Source organism: Brevundimonas sp. (assembly GCF_030682035.1).
In the GTDB taxonomy this organism is placed as follows: Bacteria; Pseudomonadota; Alphaproteobacteria; order Caulobacterales; family Caulobacteraceae; genus Brevundimonas.
Map to the genome: position 1 here is coordinate 442083 of NZ_JAUXQZ010000025.1, position 20305 is coordinate 462387.

A 20305-nucleotide genomic window follows, 5' to 3' on the forward strand; every position below is an offset into this window, starting at 1 on the left:
CTGTCGCCCAAGGAGGAAGAGCGGACGCGCCCCCAACCATTTCTCCCGCGACTGGAGCAACCCCGAACGGCATTGCTGCGTAACTTACCCGGGTGATTTGCGCGAATGGGAGTTTGGACGTAACCTGCGACGATCCTTGGGATGACAAGACCGATGAACCGCGTCCGCCACAGCTTGTTGGCTTTGACCGCTGCCGTGGCCGCGCTTCTGGCGACGCTTTTTGTGGCGACCGCGACGCTGGCGTCAAGCCTTCCAGGACAGGAGGGGTTTGGCGTCGCGATGTCGTCGGAAATCCCCTGTGAGTCACAGACCGCCATCTGTACGACAGACTGCGCGGTTCTTTGTCAGGCGCTGATGGTGCAGCCGCCGATGATGGATCAGCCCGCAAGCCCCCGTACGACGACCTACCGCGTCCGCCCGGCCGTGCTTCGTTCGCTTAGCGTTGAAGCGGAAGACCCGCCTCCCCGATAGCCGGCGAGGTCGATCCGAAGTGGAACTTAATCAATCAAAGAAATGGATTTCGTCATGAAAAGAACTCTGATTGTCGCCGGCCTGCTTCTGCTGGCTTCCGGCACTGCCGCTATGGCCGCCTCTCCCGAGGCTGTCCTTCAAGCGGCCTGCGCCTGCTGCGAAGCAGTCGCTGCTGCTTGCTCCTGCTGCTAGGTTAGCGGCCAGGTAAAGTGGAGCGCCCGGCCGAAAGGCCGGGCGTTTTGCTATTGCGGCTGGCCTTCGCGACGATCAGAACCTACCCGGTTGCATCATCATCGCAATCGCGGTCGCGATAGCGGCTCTGGGCGTCAGCCGGGCTCGCAGCCATCACGAACTGTCCCCCGCCGGGCCTGTAGGCACGGGCGCCTGAATGCCCCAGGTTCGCCATTCATCCACCGTTCATCGGGAAAGGCTTGTCAATGCCGGCCAGGACGGTCGAACATGGGTATCGGATGCAGGGGAGTGCTTTGGTGCGTTGGGTGCGAAGTGGAGTGATCATCCTGGCCCTGGCGGCGCTCGCCTCCTGTGCCTCCGCCCAGGAGCGTCCGCCGTACGTGCCGCCGCCGGTGACCGCGCCACCTCCACCTCCACCTCCACCTCCACCTCCACCTCCACCCCCGCCAGCGCCACCGCCTCCTCCCTCCGACGTCCGCATTTCAGCCCCCTCGGCGCTCGACCGCGTGGCCGAAATCCTGGCGCGCGAGCCGGACGCGGAAAAGGCGGCCGTGGCCCTGATCGCCCTGACCAATGAGCGGTTCGCCGCGGGCGACCTGCCGGGGGCCGAGGCCGCCATCGCCGCCGCCATCGGGGCCGTCGAAACCCGCCTGGGGGCCGACGCGTCACAGATCGGACGGCCGCTGGCGGTGCGGGCGAGGCTGAAGCTGGAGCAGGGCGATTACAACGGCGCCCTGGCCGACATCGAGCGGGCGCTGGCCTTGCTCGACAAGGCGGCCGCGCCCGACCTGGTCGAGCGCGCAACACTGATCTACGACCGCGCCCGCGCCTATGACTTCCTGGGTCGCAACGAGGATGCGGAGACCGCGGCCCGGGCGAGCCTTGCCCTGCGGCGCGAACATCTGGGCCCGGTCCATGAAAAAACCGCCGACAGCCTGAACCTGGTCGCCAACGCCCTCACCGCCCAGGGCCGACACGCCGAGGCCGACCCGCTGTATCGCCAGGTGCTGGGCATGTACGAGGTGCTGTACGGCCCGACCGACTATCACGTCGCCATCGTGCTCTCGAACCTCGGCAACTCCCTGCGCCGCACCGGGCGGGCGCATCAGGCCGCGCCGCTGTATGCGCGGGCCGTGGCCATCGCCGAACAGGCGAACGACCCGGTGCTGCTGGCCCAGTGCCTGACCAACCAGGGCTGGTTCCTGCATGTGACGGGGGATGGCGTGGCCGCCGAGCCGGCGTTCCGCCGGGCGTTGGAGCTGGCGCTGCAGATCGTCGGGCCGGACCATCCGTTCACAGGCAACGCGCGGGCCAATCTGGGCTATGCCCTCTCCGACCAGGGGCGCTGGGCCGAGGCCGAGGCCCCGTTCCGCGAAGGCCTGGCCGCCTATGAGGGCGGAGTGGGACCCGACAGCCCCGACCTGCTGGACACGATCGAGGGATATGCCGCCGTACTGGACCTGCTGGGCCGCGCTGATGAGGCCGAGGCCCTTTACCGGCGGGCGCTGGCCATCGCCTCGACCCGCCTGCCCCCCGCCCATGCCGACGCCATGGCGGGGGTCCAGAAGCACGCCGGCTTCCTGATCAGACAGAACCGCCCGGACGAGGCGCTGGGCCTGGTCCGGACGGAGTTGGGCGACCTGTTGGGGCAGGACGGACGGGGCCGCGACTGGCGCACTCGCGTGCGTGGCGCACGGCCTCTGTTCGCCCGCCAGGTCGAGGCCGGCTGGGCGCTGGCTGCAGCCCCTAGCGGGGGTAGGACATCGGCACACTGAGGTCGGCGCCCGAGGCCGCGACGGTGAACTTGACCATGTCGAAGGTCGGCGGGCCGCGCAGGGCGTCGCCATTGACCATGGCCCAGCCCTCGCCCGGCATATAGCCGTTCATCTTCATCCGACCGTCGGCGTCCTCGTCATGCAGGACCATCAAGGCGTAATCGCCCGGCGCGACATCATTGAAAGTTACGCGCACGGTTCCGGCCGCGGGGTGGTCGACGCGGTCGGCGTAGGTGGCGGAAGCCTGCATGAACTCGCCGCGTGTCTGCAGCGACGCCAGCAGGACGCCGCCGCGGGCCTCCACTCCGGTCAGGGTCACGGTGACATCCTCGGCCATGGCGGGGGCGGCGAGGGAAACGGCCGCGGCAGCGGCGAGCGACAGGGTCTTGAACAGCATGAAAGCCTCCTGGTCAGTGAGCGACGGGCCATCCCATCGCAACGTGTAGAGAACTTTACATTGCAAAGTACATTGCGTCAAGCTCATTACGCCCGCCGCGCTTGACGCCCCGGCCCGCCCCCCCTATCTGCCCGCCGTTAGCACTCTCGTGTCCCGGCTGCCAAAGCCGCGCGGGAAGGCCTCAAGACACTCTCAGGGAGACAGACAAATGGCGTTTCGTCCGCTCGGCGATCGCGTGCTCGTGAAGCGCGTTGAAGAAGAATCCAAGACCAAGGGCGGGATCATCATCCCCGACTCGGCCAAGGAAAAGCCCCAGGAAGGCGAAGTCGTCTCCGTCGGCCCCGGCGCCCGCGATGAAGACGGCAAGCATGTCCCCATGGACCTGAAGGCCGGCGACCGCATCCTGTTCGGCAAATGGTCGGGCACCGAGGTCAAGCTGGAAGGCGAAGACCTGATCATCATGAAGGAATCCGACGTGCTGGGCGTGCTGTCGTAAGCACCCGCGTCTGAATTCCAGTCCCCACACACTCTTCAAGGAGCTGCCAGATGGCTGCCAAACAAGTTCAGTTCTCCACCGATGCGCGCGAAAAGATGCTGCGCGGCGTCAACATCCTGGCCAATGCGGTCAAGGTCACCCTGGGGCCCAAGGGCCGCAATGTCGTGATCCAGAAGTCCTTCGGCGCCCCGCGCTCGACCAAGGACGGCGTCACCGTCGCCAAAGAGATCGAGCTGGAAGACGCCTTCGAGAACATGGGCGCCCAGCTGATCCGCGAAGTCGCCTCCAAGACCAATGACAAGGCCGGCGACGGCACCACCACCGCCACCGTCCTGGCCCAGTCGATCGTCCAGGAAGGCCTCAAGGCCGTGGCCGCCGGCATGAACCCGATGGATCTGAAGCGCGGCATCGACAAGGCCGTCACCGCCGTCCTCGCCGAAATCAAATCGACCAGCCGCAAGGTCAGCGCCAACTCCGAGATCGCCCAGGTCGGCACCATCTCGGCGAACGGCGACAAGGAAGTCGGCGACATGATCGCCAAGGCCATGGAAAAGGTCGGCAACGAAGGCGTCATCACGGTCGAAGAGGCCAAGACCGCCGAAACCGAACTGGACGTCGTCGAGGGCATGCAGTTCGACCGCGGCTACCTCAGCCCCTATTTCATCACCAACGCCGACAAGATGGAGGTTCAGCTCGAGGAGCCGCTCATCATGCTGCACGAGAAGAAACTCTCGTCGCTGCAGTCGATGCTGCCGATCCTGGAAGCCGTGGTCCAGTCGGGCCGCCCGCTCCTCATCATCGCCGAGGACATCGAGGGCGAGGCCCTGGCCACCCTGGTGGTCAACAAGCTGCGCGGCGGCCTGCGCGTCGCCGCCGTCAAGGCCCCCGGCTTCGGCGACCGCCGCAAGTCGATGCTGGAAGACATCGCCGTCCTGACCGGCGGCCAGGTCATCTCGGAAGACCTCGGCATCAAGCTGGAGAATGTCACCATCGACATGCTCGGCAAGGCCAAGAAGGTCACCATCACCAAGGACGACACCACCATCGTCGACGGCGTCGGTGAGAAGGACGCGATCGAGGCCCGCATCGGCCAGATCAAGAAGCAGATCGAGGACACCACCTCGGACTACGACAAGGAGAAGCTGCAGGAACGTCTGGCCAAACTGGCCGGCGGCGTCGCGGTCATCCGCGTCGGCGGCTCGACCGAGGTCGAGGTCAAGGAGAAGAAGGACCGCGTCGACGACGCCCTCAACGCCACGCGCGCCGCGGTTGAAGAAGGCATCGTCCCCGGCGGCGGCATCGCCCTGCTGAAGGCGACCAAGGCGCTTGAAGGCCTGAAAGGCGACAACGCCGACCAGACCGCGGGCATCGCCATCATCCGCCGCGCCATCCAGGCCCCGATCCGTCAGATCGTCGAAAACGCGGGCGTCGAAGGCTCCATCGTCGTTGGCAAGGTGCTGGAAAACGCCTCGCCCACCTACGGCTTCAACGCCCAGACGGAAGAGTATGTCGACATGATCCAGGCCGGCGTCATCGACCCCGCCAAGGTCGTGCGCACCGCTCTGCAGGACGCGGCCTCGGTGGCCGGGATCCTGATCACGACGGAAGCGGCTGTGGCTGATGCGCCGAAGAAGGCGAGCGCCGGCGGCGGCGGCGGCATGGGTGGCGGCGGCATGGGCGGCATGGGCGATATGGACTTCTGATCCACGCCCGGCTCACGCTGAACAGGAAGGGCGGGTCCGGAGACGGGCCCGCCCTTTTTTGGGTAAATCAGGGCACCGGCTCCGTCCCGTTGGGCTCGCACTGACGCCGCCGAGGTGGTCGTAGGTCAACCTTTGAGGTCGAAGCCCCAGCGGGTGGCTAGGTGATCCGCCGTGTAGCGTCGCTCTTCGAGCTTAGACGTATGTAATGCCTTGAGTGACGCCTCGATCTCACCCCGGACCTTGTGGCCTGCGCGAGCCGTCCAGTTCGCAAGTTCATCCCGGTTTTCCCGCTGAGGGGTGACCCTCTGCTGCTCCAGGCCCGGTCGGGTTCAGTCGTCCTCGAGCGGGGGCAGGCCGGCTTCCTTGCGGGCGGCGGCGGCGGCTTTCTTCTCGGCCTTGGCGGCAGCTTTTTCAGCGGCCTTCTTGGCGTCGGCGCGGTCGCGTTCCTGACGCTCGAAACTGTAGTTGGGCTTACGGGCCATGGGCGGCTCTTTCTCTTTTTTTGGCGCTGACGCGCTTCGCGCTGCTTGAGCGCAGGGTTTTGGCGCTACCGCGCTTCGCGCTGCTTGAGCGCAAAGCGGGCGGTGGTCCCGACACAAGGTGGGCCAAGCGGGGCGGCGGGGCAACCGTCAGCGTTCAATCGACAGCGATGATCTCGACGGTCTGGCCGGCGACGACGGCTTCGTCCCCGACCGTCTTGCCCATGAGGGCGACGGCCAGGGGCGAGACGTGGCTGACCGAGCCGGCGGCGGGGTCGGCCTGGTCCTCGCCGGTGATGCGCCAGGTCTGGGCCCGGCCGTCCTCGCGCTCGATCGTAACCGAGCCGCCGAAGCGGACGCGGCCGTCGGGCCCGGTCTCGACCAGCTGGGCGGTGGCCCTCCGGGCGGACCAGTAGCGCAGGTCGCGAGTGGCGCGGGCCATGGCGGTGCGGTCGGCCTCGATGGAGCCGTGGGCCTGGGCGGCGGACCAGGCGGCGCGGGCCGAGGCCAGGGCGGCCTCGATCGCGGCCAGGCCCGAGGGCGTGACCAGATTGGGGTGCGGGGATATCGGACGGTCGGGAAGATCGGCGGCCGTGGCCTCCAGATCTTCCTCGCGGGTGAAGGCGACGCTCATGGGGGATGAGCGTATGGCGACTTGCGGCGTTCCGGTCCATCAGGAGCCATGGATATGCGCAAGACCGTACATGTGATCGGGGCCGGGCCCGCCGGGCTGATGGCCGCCGAGCGGCTGGCGCGGGCGGGCGTGACTGTGGTGGTGCATGAGGCCATGCCATCGGTGGCGCGCAAGCTCCTGATGGCCGGGCGGGGCGGGCTGAACCTGACCCATTCCGAGCCGATGGAGGGGTTCGTCGGGCGGTATGGCGCGGCGGGCGAGGCGGTGGGGGCGTGGCTGGAGCGGTTCTCGCCGACGCATCTGATCGGCTGGGCCGAGGGGCTGGGGCAGGCGACGTTCACGGGCTCGTCCGGGCGGGTGTTTCCGCGGGCGATGAAGGCCTCGCCCCTGCTGCGGGCCTGGCTGGGGCGGTTGAATGAATTGGGGGTCGCGGTTAGGACGCGGTCGCGTGTGGTAGGTCCCGGCCTTCGCCGGGATGACGAAAGGCTGGAATGGAGGTTCGCGACGCCGGAGGGCGAGCGGGTCGAGACGCCGGACGCGGTGGTTCTGGCGCTGGGCGGGGCCAGCTGGCCGCGGCTGGGGTCGGACGGGGCGTGGCGGGCATGGCTGGAGGCCGGAGGGGTGGCGGTCGAGCCGTTCCGGCCGTCGAACGTCGGGTTCGACGTGCCATGGAGTGCGGTGTTTGCGGACCGGTTCGCGGGGGAGCCGCTGAAGCCGATCGCCCTGACGCATGGAGACCGGACGGTACGCGGCGAAGCGATGGTGACGCGGTACGGCCTCGAGGGCGGGGCGGTCTATGCGCTGTCAGCCGGTCTGCGCGAGGCCGTGGAGCAGGGCGGGTCGGCGGTGCTGACCGTCGATCTGCGGCCCGATCTGTCGGTCGAGGCGCTCGCGGGACGATTGGCCAGGCCGCGCGGCAAGGACAGCGCGACCAACTGGCTGCGCAAGGTCGGCGGCCTGTCGCCTGTCGCAGTCGGACTGTTGCGCGAGATTCCCGGCGAGCTGCCGGTCGGCGCCGACAAGCTGGCCAGACGGATCAAGGCGGTGCGGCTGACCCTGACCGGGATGCAGGGGCTGGAGCGGGCGATCTCGTCTGCGGGCGGGGTGCGGCTGGATCAGGTCGACGACGGCCTGATGCTGACCGCGATGCCGGGCGTATTCGTGGCGGGCGAGATGCTGGACTGGGAGGCGCCGACAGGCGGCTATCTGCTGCAGGCCTCCATGGCCTCGGGGGTGGTGGCGGCGGACGGCGTCTTGCGCTGGCTGGAGACCCGGTGACAGTGGAGCCCCCTGGGCCGGCGACGATCAGGGTCACCGCGGGCGAGGCGACCCGGGCGCTGGCGCGGGGCCGAGTTTGAGGCGGCGCGTCAGGCGTCAGCCCGGGCCGGCCGGCTCCTCGCCGGGGCGCCCGGGCGAAGAACGCTCTCCCAGACGGAAGGTGATCACGGCCTCAAGCCCCATTTCCCCAAATCCCATTGCCGCGGTCCCACCGAGATCGCGTGCAAGGCCTTGAACGAGACGGGTTCCGAAACCCGGGGGCTGCGACTGGGGCAGTTTCGACGGGCAGGTTTCCCGCCAGATCAGCCGGGCCCCGGCCGGGTCGACCTCGCATCTGACCGCCAATGTCCCTTTCGGCCCGGACAGGGCGCCGTATTTGGCGGCGTTCGTCGTCAGTTCGTGGACCAGCAAACCGAGGCTGACGGCGCCCTGGGGGGCGATGGTGAGCTCCGGGCAGGTGATCACGACCTGTTCGCCCGCCCCCATGTAGGGCTCCAGTTCCGCCCGGATCACGTCATGCACCGGAACGGGCCGGGAATGGCCGCGGGTCAGCAGATCCTGTGTCTTGGCCATCGACGAGATGCGATGGCCGAGGGTCGTCTTGAACTCCTGCACCGTGGTGGCGGATTTTCCCGACATCATCGCCAGGGCCTGGACTGTGGCGAGGGTGTTTTTCACCCGGTGGTTCATCTCCTCGACGATGAGGTTGCGACGAAGCTCACCCTCCATCCGGTCCGTCACGTCATAGCCTTCGACGAAAATGCCGGTGACCGTTCCGGCCGCGTCCCGGACCGGCTGATAAACGAAATCCAGATAGTGCTGGCCGGTCGGTCCGTCGGGGTCCGGCTGGAACTGGATCACGACGCCCGACCCGACGTGGGCCTTGCCGCTGCGATAGACGCCGTCGAGGAGCTCGAAGAAGCCCTGCCCGGCGATGTCGGGCATGACTTCGCGCACGGAGTTGCCGACGATGTCGGTTCGACCGATGAGCTTCAGATAGGCGCTGTTGGCGAACTGGAAGACGTGGTCCGGCCCGGCGACGACCGCCATGAAGCCGGGGGCCTGCGAGAACATTTCGCGCAGGCGGTCCATCTCATCGGCCAACCGGCGGTTCGCCGCGGCGAAGGCCTCCCTCGCCAGATGCTCATCCGTCACGTCCTTGCAGACCACAAGCACGCCGCCCACGCCGTCGTCGGCGTCGATGGGGCTGTAACTGTAGGTCCACCAGACGTCCTGCCGCGATCCGAACCGCGTGACCGGCACCAGCTGGTCCTCGTGCCAGGTCGCGCCCTCGCCCCGCATCACCATATCGATCTGGGGGCCGATGATCGGCCATATCTCGGCCCAGCAGTCCCGACCCTTGTCGCCCAGGGCCGAAGGGTGGCGCTCCGGCCCCATGGTCTGGCGATAGGCGTCGTTATAAAACTGGATGAGGTCAGGCCCCCAGAAGATGAACATGGGGTGGTGCGACGTCAGCATGAGCCGGACTGCGGTCCTGAGGCTCTGGGGCCACTGGCCGGGAGGGCCCAGGGGGGACGCAGCCCAGTCGTAGGCGCGGGTCAGCGCGCCCAGCTCTCCGCCCCCGCTCAGGAACCGGGTTTGGTCCAACTTATGATCCGCGCTCGGCGGCATGATGCCCCCAAAGCATCCCTGCCCTGGTGGGCAGGACCGGACCATGCGCGAAACACGCTTGAATAGAAAGCGTTTTAGCCAAGGCGCTGGCCCGGGGACGGGCTGTGCAGTGGGTGACGGACCCCCCGGGACCGAGGACCACCCCATGACCGACCGCCCCGACATCCCCGCTCTTGCCCGCCGCGCTTCGCCGCCGTGAAGGACGCCTTCGCCGCCAATTTCGCCGATGCTCCTGAAGGTCTGGACGAACTGGCGCACCCGCCGGACCCGCGCCGTCCATTCAGCATACCTTTGTACTTCGTCGTCTAAACTCCGGAGACAACGGAGCGTTGATGTGAGTTTTTCCGGATCGGGTGAAGGCTATTTCGCGGCGTTGGCCAAGGCCAGCCAGGACGTGTTGCGCATCCTCAACCTCGACGGCACGGTCGACTATATGAATGACCGGGGCCTCGAGCTCCTCGAGATCGAGTCATTTGAAGTCAATCGGGGAAGAATTTGGGCGGAGCTCTGGCCTGAGGAGACGCGGGGGGCCCTGCTGGCGGCCTTGCAGATCGCGCGCGACGGACAGCCGTCCGAATTCGCCGGGTTCTGCCCCACGGCCACCGGCAAGCCGCGCTGGTGGCTGACCACCATCTCTCCGGTTCGCGATGAGGCCGGCGCGGTCATCCGAATTCTGGCCCAGTCCCGAGACATCACCGCTGAGCGCGGGCGGGACGAAAGGCGTCTGACTACGGTCCGGCGTGCGCGGCGCACCGCGGCCTCCAAGGCCTCCTCCCTTTCCTATCTGCGGCAGGCCTTGGAGGTCTTGCCGGCCGGCCTGGCCTTCTATGACGCCGAGGACCGGCTGGTGATCTGGAACCAGCAGTATGCCCTGGCCGGCGCCGAAGACGTGGAAGCGGTCCACCTCCGGGAGGGCATGAGCTTCCGCGAATTGCTGGAGTCGGATCTCGCCAAGGGGCGCCATCCCGAGGCGATCGGACGGGAGGCGGAATGGCTCGCGGAGCGGCTGGCCGTACGGGCGCGCGGGCGCGATCCGGGGGAGCAGCAGCTTCCGAACGGCCGCTGGTACCGGTTCGAGGACCGCCGGCTCCCGGACGGCGGAATCGTATCAGTGGCGGTCGACATCACGGAGCTGAAGGCCCGCGAGGCGGACCTGACCGAGACCGGCCTCAGCCTCGAGAAGGCCAAGGAGGCCGCGGAAGCCGCCAGCCGATCCAAGAGCGCCTTCCTCGCCAATATGAGCCACGAAATCCGAACGCCCCTGAACGGCGTTGTCGGTATGGCCGACCTGCTGTGCCGCGCCCACCTGCCGTCCGCGCAGCAGGAGATGGCCGAGATTATTCGCAGCTCAGGCGAGACTCTTGAGCGCCTGCTCTCGGATATCCTTGATCTGTCGCGCATTGAGTCAGGGGCTGTCACGGTGGAGCGGGCAGGCTTCGATCTCGGCGAGGCGGCCCGCAGCGTGGTCGCCCTCTCGCGCCTGAGGGCCGAGGAAAAGGGGCTGAACCTCGAATTTTCCATCGATCCGGCGCTCGACCGGCGGGTCGATGGCGACGCCACGCGGGTTCGTCAGATCCTGACCAACCTGGTCTCGAACGCGATCAAATTCACCGAGGCCGGAAAGATTGTCCTCCGCGTCCTGCCCGCCGAGGACGGACGGACCCGGTTCAGCGTCGAAGACACGGGGGTGGGCTTCGACATCGCCGAAAAACACCGGTTGTTCCGCCGGTTCGAACAGGCCGACGCCTCCATCACCCGTCAGTACGGCGGAAGCGGGCTGGGCCTGGCCATCTGCCGGGAACTGGCAGGCTTGATGGACGGGACGCTGGATTGCACCAGCACGCCCGGCAAGGGCTCCATCTTCTGGGCCGACCTGCGGCTCGACGCCTCCGAGGCGGTCGCGGCCCCGGCCCCCGTCGCACCTTTGGCCGCCGGCTTCGAGGGCGGCCTGCGGGTGTTGGCGGCCGACGACCATGCGACCAACCGCAAGGTGATCGAACTGATCCTGACCGGGGCCGGCGTACAAATCACCTGCGTGGAGAACGGGGTCGAGGCCGTCGACGCCTTCCGGGTCGGGACCTTCGACCTGGTCCTGATGGATATGCAGATGCCGGTTCTGGACGGCCTGTCGGCCATCCAGCAAATCCGGAAGATGGAGCAGGACGAGCAGCGGCCGCCGACGCTGGTGATGGTGTTGTCCGCCAACACCCTGCCCGACCACGTCCAGGCCTCGGTCGCCGCAGGGGCGGACGGCCACATGGCCAAGCCGATCACGGCGGCGAGGCTGCTGACCGCCGTCGACGAGGCCCTGACCACCCTGTCCGCCGAACCGCGCGCCCAATCCGCCTGAGACATGCAGGTGACGGGGGAATCGCGGGCGGCTAGGACATCTCCATGACCTTCCTACCCGACATTCACGGCCTCTGCCCGCCGCGCTTCGCCGCTGTGAAAGACGCCTTCGCCGCCAATTTCACCGATGCGCCCGAGGGACTGAACGAACAGGCGGCGCGGTTCAGCGTGTGCGTCGGCGGCGAGACGGTGGTCGACCTGTGGGCGGGCTGGGCCGATGCCGCGAAAACACTCCCCTATGACGAGACGACGCTGACGCCGGTGTTCTCGACCGGCAAGGCGGTGATGGCCCTGCTGGTCGCCACGGCGGTGGAGCGGGGGAAACTGGCCTATGACGAGACGGTCGCCACCCTCTGGCCCGCCTTCGGCGAGGCCGGCAAGGACCGGGTCACCGTGGCCCAGCTGATGAGCCATCAGGCCGGGCTGCCGGGCTTCTCCGGGACGGTCGATCCAACGATCTGGTTCGACCGTCCGGCGGTGCTGGAGCGACTGGCGGCCCAGGCGCCGATGTGGCCGCCCGGGACGGCGTCGGGCTATCACCCCATCACCATCGGCTTTCTGGCGGGCGAGCTGTTCCGGCTGGGGGACGGGCGCAGCATGGGGACCGCCCTGCGCGAGGATTTCGCCGCGCCGTTCGGTCTGGACCTGTGGATCGGCCTGCCCGAGGCCGAGCACGGTCGGGTGGCGGCGCTGCGCAAACCCGCCTCGGCGCCCCATCTGGGGACGATCGACGCGATCAAGACCTCGGCTTTCCTCGATCGGGGGTCGGCGCCGGGCGGACGCGGCTCGACCGAGTGGCGGATGATCGAAATGCCCGCGGCCAATCTGCACGGGACCGCCCTGGATCTGGCCCGGATCATGGGGGTGCTGGCCAACGGCGGGACGCTGGACGGCCGGACCGTGCTGTCGCCCGGCGTGCTGGCCGAGATGCTGCGCGAGCGGATCCACGGTCCCGACAAGGTCGTGCCCTTCGACATCAGCTGGGCGGCGGGGCTGATGCGCAACGAGGGCCTGCACATCTTCGGGCCTAATCCGACGGCGGTGGGCCACTGCGGCTGGGGCGGAAGCTGCGCCTTCGCCGATCCGGACGCCGGATTGTCAGCCGCCTATGTGATGACCCGCCAGTCGCCGCACCTGATCGGCGACCCAAGGGCGCAACGGTTGATCGGGGCGTTGTACGCGGGGCTTTAGACCGGCTCCGCGCACCGCTTCAGCGCCTCGCGCGCGGCGCGGTGGCGGAAGAAGGCCGCGGCGGCGAAGACGGCCGCGCCGCCCCAGATGAAGGCGAAGCTGAGGATGCGCAGGGGCGTCAGGGCCTCGCCGGCCCAGACGCCGACGGCGAACTGCAGCGTCGGGGCCAGAAACTGGATGAAGCCGAGGGTCGATAGCGGCAGGCGCCGGGCCGACCAGGCGAACAGGGCCAGCGGCAGGACGGTGGCTGGGCCGTTGGCGAGAGCCCACAAGGTGTTGACCGGGCTGTCGAAGGCGACGCTCGCGCCGGTGTGCTGCAGCCACAACACCCAGGCCAGGCCGAACGGGACCAGCAGCAGACATTCGACCAGAAGGCCCGCCTGGGCGTCGATCGGCACGCGTTTGCGGATGACGGCGTAGCTGGCGAAGCTGATGGCGATGATGATGGAGATCCACGGCGGACGGCCGAGGGCGGCGGTTTGGAAGGCCACGCCGACGGCGGCAAGGCCGATGGCGGCCCAGCCCCATTTGTCGATCTTCTCGCGGAACAACCACAGGCCCACGACCATGTTGAGCAGCGGGTTGATATAGTAGCCGAGGCTGGCCTCGAGCGTGGCCTCATGCGTCGTGGCCCAGACATAGAGGCCCCAGTTGACCCCGATCAGCAGGGTTGAGAGCGTCAGCCAGCCGAGGGTCTTCGGAGAGGCGAAGGCGGCGCGGACCTGACCGCCCTGACGCGCCAGCAGGACCAGCAGGCCGGCGACGGCCACCGACCAGAGGGCGCGGTGGGCGAGGATTTCAAGCGAGTCGAAGCCGAGCGCGCCCTGGCCTATGAACAGCAGGGGCATGAAACCCCACATGACATAGCAGCCGAAGGCCGACAGCAGCGCGGCGCGGGGGGTGGCGGACGGGGCGGGCGGCATGGCCGTCAGACCGTGATGCTTCGATACCCCGAGGCCGGCTTGAGGATCCCCGTCTCGTCCAGGAGCTGGGCGATCTGGACGGCGTTGAGAGCGGCGCCCTTGCGCAGGTTGTCGGAGACGATCCACAGCGACAGGCCGTTCTCGACAGTGGGGTCCTTGCGGATGCGGCTGACATAGACGGCGTGTTCGCCGGCGGCGTCGACAGGGGTGATGTAGCCGTCGTGCTCCTGCTTATCGATGACCATGACGCCGGGGGCGTCGCGCAGGATGGCGCGGGCCTCGTCGGGCGAGATGGGACGGTCGAACTCGAGGTTCACGGATTCCGAATGGCCGACGAAGACGGGTACGCGGACGCAGGTGACGGTCAGCTTGATGTCGGGATCGAGGATCTTGTGCGTCTCCTTCCACATCTTGGCTTCCTCGTCGGTGGAGCCGTCATCGAGGAAGGCGCCGATGTAGGGGATGACGTTGAAGGCGATCTGTTTGGGGAACAGTTTGGGCCGGGCGTCGCCGAGGCCATAGATGGCCTTGGTCTGGTTCCACAGTTCGTCCATGCCCGCCTTGCCGGCGCCCGAGACCGATTGATAGGTCGAGACCACCGCGCGCCTGACCGTCGCGGCGTCGTGCAGGGGCTTGAGCGCCACCATCAGCTGGATGGTCGAGCAATTGGGGTTGGCGATGATGTTCTTCCGCGTCGCCAGCTTGATCGCGTCCGGGTTCACCTCGGGCACGATCAGCGGCACGTCCGGGTCCATGCGGAAGGCCGAGGAATTGTCGATGACGATGGGGCCGGCCTTGCCGATCTTCTCGGACCACAGGCGCGAGGCGTCGCTGCCGGCGCTCATCAGCACCAGATCGACAGTCGAGAAATCGAACAGCTCGATGTCCTCGCATTTGATCGTCCTGTCGCCCCAGGACACCTCGACGCCCTTGGACTTGCGCGAGGCGACGGCGTGCATCTTGTCGACGGGGAAATCGAGTTCCTCGAGGATGTTCAGCATCTCCCGGCCGACATTGCCGGTGGCGCCCACGACGGCGACTTTGTAACCCATATTGGTGTCCTTCGGACGCCCTGGGCTCGCGACGCGGTCGCTCGCTACTTGAGGGCGGGTTGAGTTGGGTGTCCGGCAGACCGGACGTTGGCGTGTATGTGGGCCTTCGCAGGCGCGAAGCAATCGCTTTTCAGGCGGAGCGGACGCGGCTAAGCCCGAGAACGATGCCGTCACGCATACGCACCGCTTATGACCGTCGTTTGGCCGACGGCCGGCTGACGCCCGATCCATCGCAGATTTCGGTGGTCGAGGCCTTGGCCCGGCTGGAGAAGGCGCTCGACAAGAGGGCCCCGCTGGGCGGGCTGTTCGGTCCAGCCGAGGTGCGGGGCGTCTATCTGTGGGGTCCGCCCGGACGGGGCAAATCCATTCTTATGGATCTTTTTTACGCCTGCACCCCCGAGCCGCGGAAGAAGCGGGCCCATTTCCACGCCTTCCTCGCCCGGGTGCACGATCTGATGCGGCAGTGGCGCGAGGGGGATGCGAAGGCGCGCAAACGGGTGTTCGGCCAGTCGAAAGGCGACGATCCGATCCGGCCGGTGGCCGAGCTGATCGCGTCGGAGGCGCGGCTGCTGTGTTTCGACGAGCTGCAGGTCACCGACATCGCCGACGCCCTGATCCTGGGCCGGCTGTTCGAGGCCCTGTTCGAACAGGATGTGGTGCTGGCGGTGACCTCGAACCGGGCCCCGGACCAGCTGTATCTGAACGGGATCAACCGCGAACTTTTCGTCCCCTTCATCGCGCTGATCGAGGAGAAATGCGTGGTCGTCAGCGTCGCGGGCGCGAGGGACTGGCGGCTGGATCGGTTGATGGGCGACAAGGTCTGGTTCGCGCCGGCCGATGCGGCCTGCCGCGCCGCGTTCGAGGCGCTGTGGTCCGATCTCAAGGGCGAGCAGGAAGAGTGTCCGGCGCATCTGAAGGTGCTGGGCCGCGACGTGGTCATCGAGCGAACCGACGGCGGACTGGCGCGCGCGACCTTCGACCAGCTGTGCGGGACGGCCCTCGGGCCGCAGGACTATCTGGCCGTCGCCGAACGTTTCCACACCCTGTTCATTGAGGATGTCCCGGTGCTGGGACCGGCCAGTCAGCAGGAGGCGCGGCGGTTCGTGACCCTGATCGACGCCCTCTATGAGGCCGGGACGCGGCTGGTGGCGCTGGCCGAGGCGGCGCCGGAGTCCCTGTACCGCAAGGGGGTCGGGGCGTTCGAATTCGAGCGGACGGCGTCGCGGCTCAATGAAATGGCCGGAGCGGACTGGCTGGCGCGGGAGCGAACGGCGTAGGATCGGCGCCACAATTCCGCTTTTGCCGGTCGCTCTAACTTCCGGGACCCCGGAGATCCTTCATGCGCCTGCCCGTCCTGCTCGCCGTCCTGACCCTCGCCGCCGGCCCGGCCCGGGCCCAGACCCCGCCCCCGGCCGCGGTCTCGACCAACGGCGTGTCGGTCGCCGAGGCCCGGACCTGGCTGACCGACCTGGGCGGCTCGGTGGGCGAGCCGACGGCCCGTGCGGAGGGACTGACCACCCTGCACGTGGCGGACCAGCCCCTGCCCTGGAACCTGACCTTCTACGCCTGCGGCCCGAGCCTGTGCGACGACGTGCAATACAGCGCCGTCTTCTCGGGTCCGGTCACCCCCGACCAGATCAACGCCTGGAACCGCGAGCATCGCTTCCTCAAGGCCTTCTTCGTCCCTGCGACCGGCGGCGAGCAGGCGGGGGCCGTGGTCCAGTATGACGTCGTCCTGACCAGCGTCGGAACCGGCCAGCTGCAGGAGCCGACGGTGGTCTGGCTGCAGCTGCTGCGGGAATTTGCGCAGGGTCTGGCGGCGACGGCTCCGGCGGATTCCTCCGCACAATAGCGGGTCCCGTCTCCTCCCTGTTCGCGTAGCGAATGGGGAGGGGGACCACGCGAAGCGTGGTGGAGGGGCTCGATCCGCGTGCGTGGCCGGCAGCCCCTCCGTCACGGCGCGAAGGCGCGCCGCGCCACCTCCCCATCGCTGCGCGACAGGGAGGAGACGGGGCCGTTACGCCAGACTTCCGTCGATGTCCTTGCAGGCCTGGATCAGGCCCTGGACGGACTCGACCGACTTGGCGAACATGGCCTTCTCTTCGTCATTGGTGGTGAACTCGACCACCTTCTCGACGCCGCCGGCGCCGATCATGGCGGGGACGCCGACGTAGAGGTCCTTGAGGCCGTATTCGCCCGACAGCCAGACGGCGCAGGGCAGGACGCGCTTCTGGTCCAGCAGGTAGGAGCGGGCCATGGCGATGGCGCTCTCGGCCGGGGCGTAGAAGGCCGAGCCGGTCTTGAGCAGGGCGACGATCTCGCCGCCGCCCTTCCGCGTGCGGTCGACGATGGCGTCGAGGTCCGCCTGCGAGAGCAGGCCGGCGGCGACGGCGTCGGGCAGGGGCAGGCCGCCGACGGTCGAGTGGCGCACCATCGGCACCATGTCGTCGCCGTGACCGCCGAGGGTCCAGGCGTGGATGTCCTGGATCGACACCCCGGTCTTCTCGGCGAGGAAATAGGCGAAACGGGCCGAGTCGAGCACGCCGGCCATGCCGACGACCTTCTCTTTCGGCAGACCCGAGAACTGCTGCAGGGCCCAGACCATGGCGTCGAGCGGGTTGGTGATGCAGATGACGAAGGCGTTGGGGGCGTGGGCCTTGATGCCCTCGCCGACGGCCTTCATGACCTTCAGATTGATGCCGATCAGGTCGTCGCGGCTCATGCCCGGCTTCCGGGGAACACCCGCCGTGACGATGCAGACGTCGGCGCCCGCGATGTCGGCATAGTCATTGGCGCCCTTGAGCGAGACGTCCGAACCCATGACGGCGGTGGCCTCGGCGATGTCCAGCGCCTTGCCCTGGGGGGTGCCCTCAGCGATGTCGAACAGGACGATGTCGCCCAGCGCCTCGCGCGCGGCCACATGGGCCAGGGTGCCGCCGATCATGCCGGCGCCGATAAGGGCGATCTTCGCGCGAGCCATATTTTTCTCCGGTGGCCTGCCGCGCTTCGCGCTAGTTGAGGCCGTGTTGAGCTTGGTTGGGAAACGTGGCGGCGGTCTAGACCCGCGAGCGCGGGCCTGCAACCGTGACGCCGCGTAACGGAGCGGCCCGAGAACCGATCATGTCCCGCCTGCCCGAAACCCGTCCCGAGTTCGTCGCCGCCGGGGCTGTGCCCGCCGGCCTGATCACGGTCGTCGACGAGACCACGGTGCGGGCCGAGGTCGCGGCCTGGCGGGCGAAGGTGCTGAAGCGGCCGGGCCTGTGGGACAAGGCCACGCGCGGAACCCAGGACCGGATCAACAAAATCATCCCCGAGCGGGTTCACGCTATCATCACCGCCGGCGTCGAGGCGATGACGAAGGGGATATTGTTCGGCTCGGACCTGATCCAGACGCGGCCCACCGCCGACGGCTCGCTGGCGGCGCGCGAGCTGCGGGCGCGGGCGAAAATCAAGGCGTACCGCACCACGGCCAGCGTCGAGGGCGGGGTCGCGGGGGCCGGCGGCGTCGTGCTGGCGGCGGCGGACTTTCCGGCCCTGATGGCCATCAAGGTGCGGATGCTGGGCGATGTGGTCGGCGCCTATGGCTGGGGCGGGGATGCGGTTCGCGAGCGTCTGTTCCTGCTGCACATCTTCCACCTCGCCTTCGCCAGCGCCAGGCGGCGGCCCGAGGCGCTGGCGGAGCTGGAGCGCTGGATCGCGGGCGTGGACCAGCCCGAGGCGATCACGGAATACGACTGGCGCCGGTTCCAGATCGAGTACCGCGACTATATCGACCTGGCCAAACTGGCCCAGCTGATCCCCGTCATCGGAGCCCCGATCGGGGCCGTGGTCAACTGGCGGCTGGTCGACCGTCTGGGCGAGACGGCGATGATGACGTGCCGGATGCGGTGGTTGGGGGAGGCGGGCTGAGCCGGGCTGAGGCCGGGTCAAGGGTAATCGGACCGGCTCGGGCTCTGCGAGGGGACTTCTTTGCAAAAAATGCAATTTGCTCCGCTCGGCGATCAGCAGCCACCAATCAAGCCAAGGTGGACCGGGGCGAAGCTAGTCCCAAGCTTGCAGAATGGCGCACCGCTCGAGAAAACGCGCTTGTCATCCCGGACGCCGCGATAGCGGCGATCCGGGACGGCGTGCGCCCACAGGCTTTGGCCTCCCGGAAATCGCCCTCGCGATTGTCCGGGAGACGGGTGGGAGTCGCGCCCGTCCTGACCCGTCTCCCGGATAGCTGCTGACGCAGCTTCCGGGAGGGGGAGGTTGGTGGGCTCTAGCGTCCCGGATCGCCGCTATCGCGGCGTCCGGGATGACAAGGCGGCCAGCAGACGGTCGAAGCGTTGCCTATCGTCGGTTTCTGGCATCTAGATCGCCTACATGGGGCGGATGATACTCTCGATATGTGCGGTTGTCGTGGCGCTGGGGCTAGCGGGCCTACAGAGCGCCCCCAACGACGCCCAGGCTGATCAGCGCAATCATCAGGCCGCACAAGAAGCACGCCAATCCCAAGAGGCGCCGACCTCTCAAAGCGAAGAGGAGTCCGCCGCCCGCGAGAAAGCCGCCCAAAGCGAGCGGGATGCTCGCGATCTTGCGGCGCAAGAGAGCATGGCCGTGTCTGCGGACGGACAGTTGACCGAGGTCGCTATCCAAACGTGGCTCGTAGGATGGAGTGTGTTTCTCGGCGGCTTCGCCTTGATCATATCGGGCGTCACACTTTGGATCACTGTTACGACAACGCGCACCCAGTTGAGGGCTTACTTGGATATTTCCGAGGTGGATTTCACGCGGTTGAACGACACGCTGGCGTGTGAGGACTTTTGCGCCTCCTTTAAACTGAAGAACTTCGGAGAGACGCCCGCCTTCCATGTCGTAATCGACGGACGCACACAGCGACCTTGGCGCGATGACGTGGATGTCATTGATGATCGGAAGGCCGATCTCCCGATCGGCGGCATCACCCGTGGTGACAGCTTCACTTATCAGGTCAACGTCAAGATGACCCGGCAAGACCACCAGCGCATCGCCGGTGGCGAGAAGGTCATCTGGCTTGACGTTGATGTCCGCTACCGGGACGCCTTCGGCAAGGAGAGAGCGACGAAGGGGATACTGGACCTGTCGAGCGACCTCGAACTCCACATTCGCGAAGGCTCCCACGTCCTGACCTAGCAGCGACAGCGCCGCGATTGGTCTATCACTTGCCAATCCTCTCTTGCTCAAGAGGGGCGTACCAGCTCAGGACGACATGTCCTGTGGGGATACATCCCCCCGCCTCTTGAGTTCGCGTTTTGTTCGTGCATAGATCGGGGCTCAAAAGGGAGAGCTTCCACATGATCGGCTATGTGACGCTGGGGACGAACGACCTGGAGCGGGCGGCAAAATTCTATGACGCCATCGCCGCGGAGATGGGGACGTCGCGGATGATGGAGTGGCCGGGGGCGATCGCCTGGGGCACGCCGGGCGGCGGGGCCGGCATCGGGCTGACCAAGGCGTTCGACGGGCAGCCGGCGACGGTGGGCAATGGGGTGATGGTGGCGCTGGAGGCGGCGTCGCGCGAACAGATCCACCGGCTGCACGAAGTCGCCCTGGCCCACGGCGGGACCTGCGAGGGACCGCCGGGACCGCGCGGCGATGCGTTCTACGCCGCCTATTTCCGCGATCCCGACGGCAACAAGCTGAACGCCTTCATGATGGAGCAGGGGGCGGTGGCCTGACCGTCCGACCATAGATTCTCCTGTTCCTGACGAC

Annotated in this window: 19 protein-coding genes; 12 read left to right on the forward strand and 7 right to left on the reverse strand. The window is 67.7% G+C overall.

What is annotated here, in order from left to right; translation table 11 throughout:
- Positions 1–153: 153 nt before the first annotated feature.
- Positions 154–471, forward strand: a complete 318-nt coding sequence (locus Q8K49_RS07510; RefSeq protein WP_305305115.1) for a hypothetical protein — start codon at positions 154–156, stop codon at positions 469–471.
- Positions 472–1169: 698 nt separating this feature from the next.
- Positions 1170–2438 (forward strand): tetratricopeptide repeat protein, encoded by a 1269-nt coding sequence (locus tag Q8K49_RS07515; protein WP_305305116.1) that lies wholly within the window; start codon positions 1170–1172, stop codon positions 2436–2438.
- Here Q8K49_RS07515 and Q8K49_RS07520 read toward each other — a convergent pair.
- A complete protein-coding gene (locus tag Q8K49_RS07520; RefSeq protein WP_305305117.1) occupies positions 2410–2835 on the reverse strand; it encodes a DUF2141 domain-containing protein in 426 nt (141 codons plus the stop codon). The genes Q8K49_RS07515 and Q8K49_RS07520 overlap by 29 nt on opposite strands.
- Positions 2836–3043: 208 nt before the next feature.
- Between Q8K49_RS07520 and groES the strand changes: the two genes are divergently transcribed.
- Both groES and groL read left to right on the forward strand, forming a co-directional pair.
- On the forward strand, positions 3044–3331 hold the full coding sequence (gene groES, locus Q8K49_RS07525; RefSeq protein WP_300470070.1) for a co-chaperone GroES: 288 nt from the start codon (positions 3044–3046) through the stop codon (positions 3329–3331).
- A gap of 50 nt (positions 3332–3381) precedes the next feature.
- Complete coding sequence (gene groL, locus Q8K49_RS07530; protein WP_305305118.1) at positions 3382–5034, forward strand: chaperonin GroEL; 1653 nt, start codon at positions 3382–3384, stop codon at positions 5032–5034.
- Between the two features lie 329 nt (positions 5035–5363).
- Here the strand turns inward: groL and Q8K49_RS07535 are convergent, their stop codons facing one another.
- Positions 5364–5516, reverse strand: coding sequence for a hypothetical protein (locus Q8K49_RS07535; RefSeq protein WP_305305119.1), 153 nt, complete (start codon positions 5514–5516; stop codon positions 5364–5366).
- A gap of 154 nt (positions 5517–5670) precedes the next feature.
- Entirely contained in the window at positions 5671–6147 is a 477-nt protein-coding gene (gene greA, locus Q8K49_RS07540; protein WP_305305120.1) for a transcription elongation factor GreA, read from the reverse strand.
- A gap of 54 nt (positions 6148–6201) precedes the next feature.
- On the opposite strand from greA, the gene Q8K49_RS07545 reads away from it, so the two are divergent.
- Positions 6202–7425, forward strand: coding sequence for an NAD(P)/FAD-dependent oxidoreductase (locus Q8K49_RS07545; protein ID WP_370867742.1), 1224 nt, complete (start codon positions 6202–6204; stop codon positions 7423–7425).
- Between the two features lie 96 nt (positions 7426–7521).
- Here Q8K49_RS07545 and Q8K49_RS07550 read toward each other — a convergent pair whose 3' ends face one another.
- Positions 7522–9033 carry a PAS domain-containing sensor histidine kinase gene (locus tag Q8K49_RS07550; protein ID WP_305305122.1) on the reverse strand — a complete coding sequence of 504 codons (1512 nt, stop codon included), beginning with the start codon at positions 9031–9033 and terminating at the stop codon, positions 7522–7524.
- Between the two features lie 358 nt (positions 9034–9391).
- On the opposite strand from Q8K49_RS07550, the gene Q8K49_RS07555 reads away from it, so the two are divergent.
- Together Q8K49_RS07555 and Q8K49_RS07560 are read left to right on the forward strand one after the other, a co-directional pair.
- Positions 9392–11407: an ATP-binding protein gene (locus Q8K49_RS07555; RefSeq protein WP_305305123.1), complete on the forward strand. Its 2016-nt coding sequence runs from the start codon at positions 9392–9394 to the stop codon at positions 11405–11407.
- Between the two features lie 44 nt (positions 11408–11451).
- On the forward strand, positions 11452–12597 hold the full coding sequence (locus Q8K49_RS07560) for a serine hydrolase domain-containing protein (RefSeq protein ID WP_305305124.1): 1146 nt from the start codon (positions 11452–11454) through the stop codon (positions 12595–12597).
- Here the strand turns inward: Q8K49_RS07560 and rarD are convergent.
- Both rarD and Q8K49_RS07570 read right to left on the reverse strand, forming a co-directional pair.
- Complete coding sequence (gene rarD / locus Q8K49_RS07565; protein ID WP_305305125.1) at positions 12594–13520, reverse strand: EamA family transporter RarD; 927 nt, start codon at positions 13518–13520, stop codon at positions 12594–12596. The two genes, Q8K49_RS07560 and rarD, sit on opposite strands and share 4 nt — an antisense overlap.
- 5 nt (positions 13521–13525) lie before the next feature.
- A complete protein-coding gene (locus Q8K49_RS07570; protein WP_305305126.1) occupies positions 13526–14572 on the reverse strand; it encodes an aspartate-semialdehyde dehydrogenase in 1047 nt (348 codons plus the stop codon).
- A 164-nt stretch (positions 14573–14736) separates the two neighbouring features.
- Between Q8K49_RS07570 and zapE the strand changes: the two genes are divergently transcribed.
- Positions 14737–15849, forward strand: coding sequence for a cell division protein ZapE (gene zapE, locus Q8K49_RS07575; RefSeq protein ID WP_305305127.1), 1113 nt, complete (start codon positions 14737–14739; stop codon positions 15847–15849).
- A 62-nt stretch (positions 15850–15911) separates the two neighbouring features.
- A complete protein-coding gene (locus Q8K49_RS07580; RefSeq protein WP_305305128.1) occupies positions 15912–16424 on the forward strand; it encodes a YbjN domain-containing protein in 513 nt (170 codons plus the stop codon).
- Between the two features lie 165 nt (positions 16425–16589).
- On the opposite strand, the gene mdh is transcribed toward Q8K49_RS07580, so the two are convergent.
- Positions 16590–17552 carry a malate dehydrogenase gene (mdh, locus tag Q8K49_RS07585; RefSeq protein WP_305305129.1) on the reverse strand — a complete coding sequence of 321 codons (963 nt, stop codon included), beginning with the start codon at positions 17550–17552 and terminating at the stop codon, positions 16590–16592.
- A gap of 140 nt (positions 17553–17692) precedes the next feature.
- Here mdh and Q8K49_RS07590 point away from each other — a divergent pair, with 140 nt between their 5' ends.
- The 3 genes from Q8K49_RS07590 to Q8K49_RS07600 all read left to right on the forward strand — a co-directional run bounded on the left by Q8K49_RS07590 (position 17693) and on the right by Q8K49_RS07600 (position 20271).
- Complete coding sequence (locus Q8K49_RS07590) at positions 17693–18481, forward strand: EcsC family protein (RefSeq protein WP_305305130.1); 789 nt, start codon at positions 17693–17695, stop codon at positions 18479–18481.
- A 456-nt stretch (positions 18482–18937) separates the two neighbouring features.
- Positions 18938–19726 (forward strand): hypothetical protein, encoded by a 789-nt coding sequence (locus Q8K49_RS07595; protein ID WP_305305131.1) that lies wholly within the window; start codon positions 18938–18940, stop codon positions 19724–19726.
- 161 nt (positions 19727–19887) lie between these two features.
- Entirely contained in the window at positions 19888–20271 is a 384-nt protein-coding gene (locus Q8K49_RS07600) for a VOC family protein (protein WP_305305132.1), read from the forward strand.
- Positions 20272–20305: the final 34 nt, after the last annotated feature.